The following is a 7165-nucleotide window of genomic DNA, read 5'->3' on the forward strand; positions in this document are numbered from 1 at the left end:
CCACAGCGGTTGTCAATGGCCCTCCGCCGCGGTCGATGGTGTTCTACTCGTCCAGGGCGGCCTCGATCCAGGGTGCCACCGCCAGGTCGCGCACCTCGCACTCCAGGGCCAGCTTCACCGTCCAGCGCAGCGCCTGGAGCACCACCGTGGCCAGCTCCTGCGGCTGCCCGTTGGCCAGCGCGATCTCGATCTGCTCGGCGGCCGCCTCCTGGTCGCCGTGGACCTCGGCCAGCAGGGTGCGGATCGCGGTGCGGACCGGTGGGTCCGCGTCGTCGATCGGGACCTCCTGTCCGTCCTCGTCGAACACCTGCATCTTGACCGGGGTCGCGCCACCGGACCCGAGCGCGGAGACCATGTCGCTGCACTCGGAGAACAGCAGCAGCACCAGCTCCCGGATCTCCTCGTTGCCCTCGGGCGACCCGCTGAGGTAGCCGGTGACCAGGTCGACCGCGACAGCGTCCTCCCCGACCTTGGCGGCGGCCAAGGCCTCACCGGCGACGGCGGTGAGCCGTGCCCAGCGATCCGGATCCTGCTGCGGGTGCATTCAGCCATCTTCCATCACGGAGTAGGGGCGCACAGCTCTGTCGTATTGCCTACCCGGTGGCGTTCGGGTGCCGCAACGGCTTGCCGTACCGATCACCGGGGTGCTACCCCGGTATGACACACCGTGGTGGCATGTGCCGCACGGTTCGGGCACCTAGCATCACGTCCGTGATCCGCACTTTCCTCCAGGTCGTGATGTTGTCCGACCTCACGCGGGTCTTCGGCGGGTTCCGATTCCGCCGGTACGCGCAGGCCGCCCTGCTGCTCTACGGGCTGATCATCGCCATCGGCGTTTCGGCGGGCTACGTGCAGGAGGAAGACCCGGACGGCTGGTGGCCGCTGCTGTTCGGCATCGTCCTCGGCAGCTTCGGGCTGATGCTGTTCTCCACGCTCAGCGCGTGGCGGCTGGCCACCGCGGGTCTGATCGCGATGCGGGTTCTTTTCACGTCCGAGGAGGGTGTGCTCGGGGAGTGGCAGTGGTGCTGGTATCTCCCGGTGCTGGTCGCCGTGGGCCTGCTGCACAGCGGTCGGGTCGTGGTCATGGTCGCGTTGATCACCACGGGAGTCGTGTACCTCGTGGGCGCGATGGGAAACCTCGACTACTTCCCGACCACCGCCGGCATCCTCATGCTGTTCCTCCTGCTGGGGTACGCCTTCGGCTCGCGCGGCCGGGCCGAGCAGCGGTTCCACGCCGAACGGGACGCCAAGACCGCCCTGGTCGAACGGGCCCGCATCGCGCGGGAGATGCACGACGTGGTCGCGCACCACATGTCCCTGGTGGCGGTGCGCTGCGAGACCGCGCCCTACCGGATCGCCGGCCTGCCCGAGGAGGGTCGGCGGGAATTCGCCGAGCTGGGTGACGCGGCGCGGGCGGCGATCACCGACATGCAGGGCCTGCTGGGCGTGCTGCGGGCGACCGACCAGCGCGCGGACCGCGCGCCCCAACCGGGGCTGGCCGACATCCGGGCGCTCGCCCCCCAGGCGTCCGTGGCCGACGTGGAGGTGCCGTCGGCGGTGGGGCTGACGGCGTACCGGGTCGTCCAGGAGGCGCTGACGAACGCCGGGCGGCACGCGCCGGGGTCGTCGGTGTCCGTGGTGGTGTCGCTGGTCGACGACGCGCTGGAGGTGTTCGTGCGCAACAGCGCGGGCGGGCCGTCGTCCGGAGGGGGCGGTGGGCACGGGCTGGTCGGCATGGGGGAACGTGTCGCGGTGCACGGCGGGTCGCTGGACGCCTCGTCCACTGAGGACGGGGGGTTCGCGGTGCGGGCGCGGATTCCGTTGGGGGAGCGTTGATCGAGGTCTTGGTGGCGGACGACCAGGAGATGGTGCGGGAGGGGTTCTCGGCGCTGCTGGACGCCCAGCCGGACATCTCGGTGGTGGGCTCGGCGGGCGACGGGGCGGCGGCGGTGGCCCTGGTGCGCAGCCTGCGGCCGGACGTGGTGCTGATGGACATCCGGATGCCGGAGATGGACGGGCTCGCCGCGACCCGGCTGCTGGCCGACGACCCGGTGAAAGTGCTGGTGCTGACCACGTTCGACCTGGACGACTACGTGTACGAGGCGCTGCGCGCCGGGGCCAGCGGGTTCCTGCTCAAGCACGCGCCCGCGCGCGAGTTGCTGGACGCGGTGCGGGTCGTGGCACGGGGTGACGCACTGCTCGCGCCGTCGGTGACCAAGCGCCTGATCGAGGACTTCGTGAAGGTGCAGCCGGCACGCGCGGTGAAACCGGCCCGGTTGGGCGCGTTGACCGATCGGGAGACCGAGGTGTTGCGGCTGATCGCCACCGGCCTGTCGAACACCGAGATCGCCGCGCACCTGGTGCTGGCCGAGCAGACGGTCAAGACGCACGTGAGCCGGGTGCTGATGAAGCTGGAGGTGCGGGACCGGGCGCAGGCGGTCATCGCGGCCTACGAATCGGGCTTGGTGGTACCGGGGTAGGGGGTGATTCCCGAGACTCCGGTGTGATGATCCGAGGGGCGTCGTCTTCCTAGCTTTCCGGGCATGGGGAAGACGATCGCGGCGCTGGCCGCGCTGCTGGTGCTCGTGACGCCGGGCGGTTCGCCGGAGCCGGTGGAGCGTGTCGCGGTGTACGGGGACCTGACGCACGCGCGGCACGTGGCCGTGGTGGTTCCGGGGTCCGATGTGGACGGTGAACGGTTCGACGCCACCGTGGCGCGGATGGCCCGCGCGGTGAAGGACCGGGCCGGGCGGGACGATCTCGCCGTGGTGGCGTGGCTCGGCTACCGGACGCCGTCGGGGGTCGGGGTGGACGCGGCCGGCGGCCGGCTCGCCCGTGCCGGGGCGCAGGCGCTGGGCCGGTTCGTCCGCGGCCTGCCCGGTGAGGTGCACCTGCTGTGCCACAGCTACGGCTCGGTGGTGTGCGCGCTGTCGGAGGTCCCGGTGGCGGACATGGTGTTCGTGGGCAGCCCCGGCGTCCGGGTCGCTTCGGCCGACCACCTGGAGGCACGGGTGTGGGCCTCGCGCGGGGCCGAGGACTGGACCCGGTGGGTGCCCAAGGTCCGGATCGCCGACCTCGGGCACGGCACCGACCCGGTCGATCCCGCTTTCGGCGCGAGGGTATTCGACCCCGGGACCGCTCGGAAGCACGACGAGTACTTCAACCCCGGCACGGCGTCGCTGGACGCCATGGCGCGGATCGCGACAGGGGGCACGCCGTGAAGCGGGATCCGGTGATCGACGCGGTCCGGGCGCTGGCGATCGGCGGCGTGGTGGCGGGCCACTGGCTGGTCACGTCGGTGGTGCTGGTGGACACCGGGTTCGTGGTGGACAGCCCGTTGCGGTGGCTGCCCGGACTGGCCCCGGTCAGCTGGGTGCTCCAGACCCTGGGGCTGTTCTTCTTCACCGGCGGCTTCGCGGCGGCGCGGTCGGCGACACCGTGGCTGCGGCGGGTCCGGCGGTTGGTCGTGCCGGTGGCGGTGCTGCTCGGTGGTTGGGCCGTCGTCCTCTTCGGACTGTCACTGCGCGGGTTGCCCCAGCAGACCGTGATGACGATCGGCCACCTGGTCGTCACACCGCTGTGGTTCCTGGCCGTGCACGTGGTGCTGCTCGGCCTCACCCCGTTGTTCCGCAGGCTCGGCGGCTGGGGCTTGGCGATCCCGATCGCCCTGGTGGCCCTGGACCTCGGCTGGGTGAACGTGCTGGCGGTGTGGTGGGCGCCGTGGCAGCTCGGCGTCCTGGTGGCCCGGCACGGGCAGCGGCGCTCGTGGGGTGCGGCGCTGCTGGTGCTGGGGGCCGGGGCGTTCGCGGTGCTGGTGCAGAACGGCCACCCGATGAGCGCCGTGGGCGTGCCGGGTGCCGAGCAGTCGAACCTGTTCCCGCCGTCGCCGGCCGCGCTGGCGCTGGCGTTCGCCCAGATCGGCCTGGTGATGCTGATCCGGCCGACGTTCCGCGCCCGCGCCCTGAACGCCCGCGCGCTGCCGATCTTCCTGGTGCACCAGAGCGCGCTGCTCGCGGTGACGTTGGCGGGGGCGGCGTTCGGCCGGCTACCCGGCCTGCACACGCTGCCCGACGACGGCCTGTGGCTGCTGGAACGGCTCACCTGGCTGCCCGTGTTCGTCTGCGTGACCCTGGTCCTGCTTGGGTATCGCCGCCAGCAGCGCCACGACGATGGTCGCGCCGTGCAGGGCGACCATGGCGCCGGTCGGCTCCAGCGCGAGCAGCGGGGGCACGCAGGCCAGCGCGGTGAGCAGCCACGCCCGCCGGCCGTGGCAGGTGCCGGCGCGGGCGGTGTGCAGCAGGTACCAGCCGAGCAGCAGGTGGATGAGGTTCTGCAACGGGTCGACCTGGAACACCACCAGGGTGCCCGCCGCGCCCGCGAAGCCCGTGACGACGAAGCCGAGCACGCCCAGCACGCCGTAGCCGACGCCGAGCGTGGCGGCGAGCCGGGTGCGGTGGGTCTCCCTGGCGTGGCAGGGGACCAGCGCGGCGGTCCGCTCGAAGCGGTGGAACACCAGCAGCACGGGCAGCAGCAGGAGCACCAGGACGGCCGGCCAGCGAGGGCGGGACACCACCCAGTCGAACGCGGCGGGCGCGTCCGGCAGCCCGAGCAGGCCGAGCACGGCGGCCAGCGCGGTCAGGTAGCCGAGGTAGACGGTCATCGGCGCGGAGCGCGCGTAGTCCACGACCCGCCACTGCCGGCGTCCGGTGAGCCAGGCTGACACCCGCTCGCGCAGCAGCAGGACGGCGCAGACCTGGCCGAGGCCCAGCACGAGCAGGCAGACCGTGGGCGGGCTGAGGTTGGAACCCTGCTCGCCCGGCACGGCCATCATCGTGCGCGGGTAGCCGCCGAGCGTGACGAGCGCGAGCAGCGCGGGCACGGTGAGCAGGGCGAGGGCGCCCAGCACCCGGCGGGAGACGCGCGGCAGGCTGCCGTCGGCGTAGTAGAAGCCCAGCTGCTGCAGCAGCAGCGCACCCAGCACCAGGTTGAGGTAGCCGCCGGTGCGCCACGCGAAGCCGATCCGCAGCGCGTCCACCAGGATCATCACGGCGACCAGCACGACCGGCGTGGCCAGGCGGGCGTTGCGGTGCAGCCACGCCATGACCGGCGTCGCCGCGACCGCGACCAGGTAGAGCCCGAGGAACCACAGCGGGTGGGCGATGAGCCGGCCGAACATCTCCACCCGGGTCTTCGGCACGTCCAGCAGCTCCAGCGGCAACGGCAGCACGAGCCAGGCCAGCACGAACGCCAGCACCGGTCGCAACAGCCAGCTGATCCGGCTGACCAGGTAGCGGCCGTACCCGCCGCCTTCGGCCTTGACCGCCAGCCAACTGGTCAGGTTCGCGTGGCCGCCCGCGAAGTAGAAGACGGGGATGGTCTGCAACGCCCAGGTGAGCAGCCACAGCCAGGTCGCGCTCACCCCGGCCCAGTGCAGGACGGTCAGCAGCGACTGCCCGACGACCACCAGACCGAGGCTGACGAGCCGGAGGAATGCCGCGTACCGGTCTTCCTCGCCCGTGCCGGGGGTGGCCGAGCCGGGCGGTGCGACCCGGCGCCGGGGCAGCCGGGCGATGATCAGGAAGACCACCACGGCGCTGCCGAAACCCCAGGCCAGCACCGGTTCGTGACCGGGCGGGCCCCACCGCTGCCGCCACGAGTTGAACTCCAGGCCGGCCGCGTAGAGCTGGGCGACGGCGTGGCACCGGGAGGCGCTGTCGCGGGGGTTGAGGTCGCACTGGCGGTGCATGTCGGCGGAAAGCCGGGCGTCCAGCGACTTGCGGGCTTCCGGTGGCAGCGGGCGGCCTTTGTGCTCGGCGTAGCGGAGCAGGTCGTAGCCGAGGTCGTGCGCCCGGCAGCCGGTACCGAAGTCCCACTCGGTGTCCCCGGCCGGCCCGGAGCACCCGCCGTTCGGGTCGATCGCGCGCGTCGTGCCGTCCGGCGCGGTGACGACCACCGGGGACCGCCCGGTGACCGGGTTGAAGTCGGCCGGGAACGCGAGCAGCGGCGAGCCGCCCGCCTGGGGGCGCGCCATCGTCTCGACGGCCCCGGCGGCCACCGCGACGTCCCCGGTGAGCGGCGCGTCGTCGGCGGCCCCGGCCGGGCGGGAGGCGATCACCCCGCAGAAGAAGACCGCGAACGCGACCACCAGGACCCGGAACCAAGCCGGCAACCGGGTCAACAACCGCACACCCGGCCACCCGCTGACGCTGTAAACCGTGGCGTCGCTCATTGGCAGTCCAGGTTACGGATCGGCAACGCGCTACGCCAACCGATCACTCCCACCGCGTTCGGGGGCCTGCCCCTACCGCCGGACGGTGGAGCGGATCCGAGGGGAAGGTGCCGACGTCGGTCCGGATCACGTCCGCGCCGCGCGGCGCGATCCGGTCGCGCTACGCGGTGGCGAGCACGCCCGCGGTGGTCAGCGAAGCCAGGGCCATGCGGGTCAGCAGCGCGGCCATCTGGTCACGGTCCAGGTGGGCGCTGTGCGGTGTGGAGTTGATGAGCCCGAAGACCGCGTGGGCGGCGGCACGGGCGGTCGGCTCGTCCACCGCCACGGTCTCCCGCAACGTCGACACCCAGACCTCCACGTAGCGCCGCTGGAGGGCGCGCACCCGGCGGCGGTCGGGGTCGGTGAGGTTGGCCAGGTTGCGCATCTGCACGGTGATCAGCGCCGGGTCGTCCAGGGCGAAGTCGACGTGCCAGCGGACCAGTGCGTGCAGCGCCGAGGTGGCGTCGGGGGACGCGGAGACCCTGGTCAGGCCGCCTTCCAGCAGGCGTTCGGAGATGGACGTGAGCATCTCCCCGAGCATCGCGTCCTTGCTGCGGAAGTGCCGGTAGAGCGCCGGGCCGGAGATGCCGACGGCGGCGCCGATGTCGTCGATGCCGACCCCGTGGAAGCCGTGCCGGGCGAACAGCTCGGCAGCCGCGTCCAGGATCTGGTCGCGGCGGGTTTGCTTCACACCATCGGCTGACACGGGCCTCATCCTAATCGGGTCGACGACCAGCCGTGAACGAGCGTTAACCGGTCGGCCACCGGGTGCTCATCGGCCGGTCGGGCGAAACGCGCACTTAGAGCTGGTCTCACGTGGTGATCGTGTTGCTGTCATGATCTGTGCTGTGGTCGATCGGTTGGCGTTGCGGTTGGTGCCGGATGAGTTGTGGGCGG

The 7165-nt window shown here is 72.3% G+C and carries 6 protein-coding genes and 1 pseudogene; 4 read left to right on the top strand and 3 right to left on the bottom strand.

Annotated features, from left to right (window positions below):
- Positions 1-43 precede the first annotated feature (43 nt).
- Complete coding sequence (locus tag FHS29_RS09045) at positions 44-544, bottom strand: hypothetical protein (RefSeq protein WP_184689941.1); 501 nt, start codon at positions 542-544, stop codon at positions 44-46.
- 167 nt (positions 545-711) lie between these two features.
- Here FHS29_RS09045 and FHS29_RS09050 point away from each other — a divergent pair, with 167 nt between their 5' ends.
- The 4 genes and pseudogenes from FHS29_RS09050 to FHS29_RS38460 all read left to right on the top strand — a co-directional run.
- On the top strand, positions 712-1836 hold the full coding sequence (locus FHS29_RS09050; protein WP_184689942.1) for a sensor histidine kinase: 1125 nt from the start codon (positions 712-714) through the stop codon (positions 1834-1836).
- Positions 1833-2480 (top strand): response regulator transcription factor, encoded by a 648-nt coding sequence (locus FHS29_RS09055; protein WP_184689943.1) that lies wholly within the window; start codon positions 1833-1835, stop codon positions 2478-2480. Before FHS29_RS09050 ends, FHS29_RS09055 begins: the two co-directional genes overlap by 4 nt.
- Before the next feature lie 63 nt (positions 2481-2543).
- The gene (locus FHS29_RS09060) at positions 2544-3221 is read left to right on the top strand and encodes an alpha/beta hydrolase (RefSeq protein ID WP_184689944.1); all 678 of its coding nucleotides are present in this window, start codon (positions 2544-2546) and stop codon (positions 3219-3221) included.
- 50 nt (positions 3222-3271) lie between these two features.
- A pseudogene (locus FHS29_RS38460) lies at positions 3272-4075 on the top strand (acyltransferase family protein); the annotation flags it as partial.
- On the opposite strand, the gene FHS29_RS09070 reads toward FHS29_RS38460, so the two are convergent.
- Both FHS29_RS09070 and FHS29_RS09075 read right to left on the bottom strand, forming a co-directional pair.
- Entirely contained in the window at positions 4046-6229 is a 2184-nt protein-coding gene (locus FHS29_RS09070; protein WP_184689948.1) for a phospholipase A2, read from the bottom strand. The pseudogene FHS29_RS38460 and the gene FHS29_RS09070 overlap by 30 nt on opposite strands.
- A gap of 160 nt (positions 6230-6389) precedes the next feature.
- Positions 6390-6983 carry an SACE_7040 family transcriptional regulator gene (locus FHS29_RS09075; RefSeq protein WP_184689950.1) on the bottom strand — a complete coding sequence of 198 codons (594 nt, stop codon included), beginning with the start codon at positions 6981-6983 and terminating at the stop codon, positions 6390-6392.
- Positions 6984-7165: the final 182 nt, after the last annotated feature.

It is taken from the genome of Saccharothrix tamanrassetensis (genome assembly GCF_014203665.1).
Classification (GTDB): Bacteria; Actinomycetota; Actinomycetes; order Mycobacteriales; family Pseudonocardiaceae; genus Actinosynnema; species Actinosynnema tamanrassetense.

Bases quoted from the DNA above. Each gene is read 5' to 3' on its own strand.
- FHS29_RS09075 (WP_184689950.1), bottom strand. From the start codon at position 6,983: ATGAGGCCCGTGTCAGCCGATGGTGTGAAGCAAACCCGCCGCGACCAG.
- FHS29_RS09070 (WP_184689948.1), bottom strand. From the start codon at position 6,229: ATGAGCGACGCCACGGTTTACAGCGTCAGCGGGTGGCCGGGTGTGCGG.
- FHS29_RS09060 (WP_184689944.1), top strand. From the start codon at position 2,544: ATGGGGAAGACGATCGCGGCGCTGGCCGCGCTGCTGGTGCTCGTGACG.
- FHS29_RS09045 (WP_184689941.1), bottom strand. From the start codon at position 544: ATGCACCCGCAGCAGGATCCGGATCGCTGGGCACGGCTCACCGCCGTC.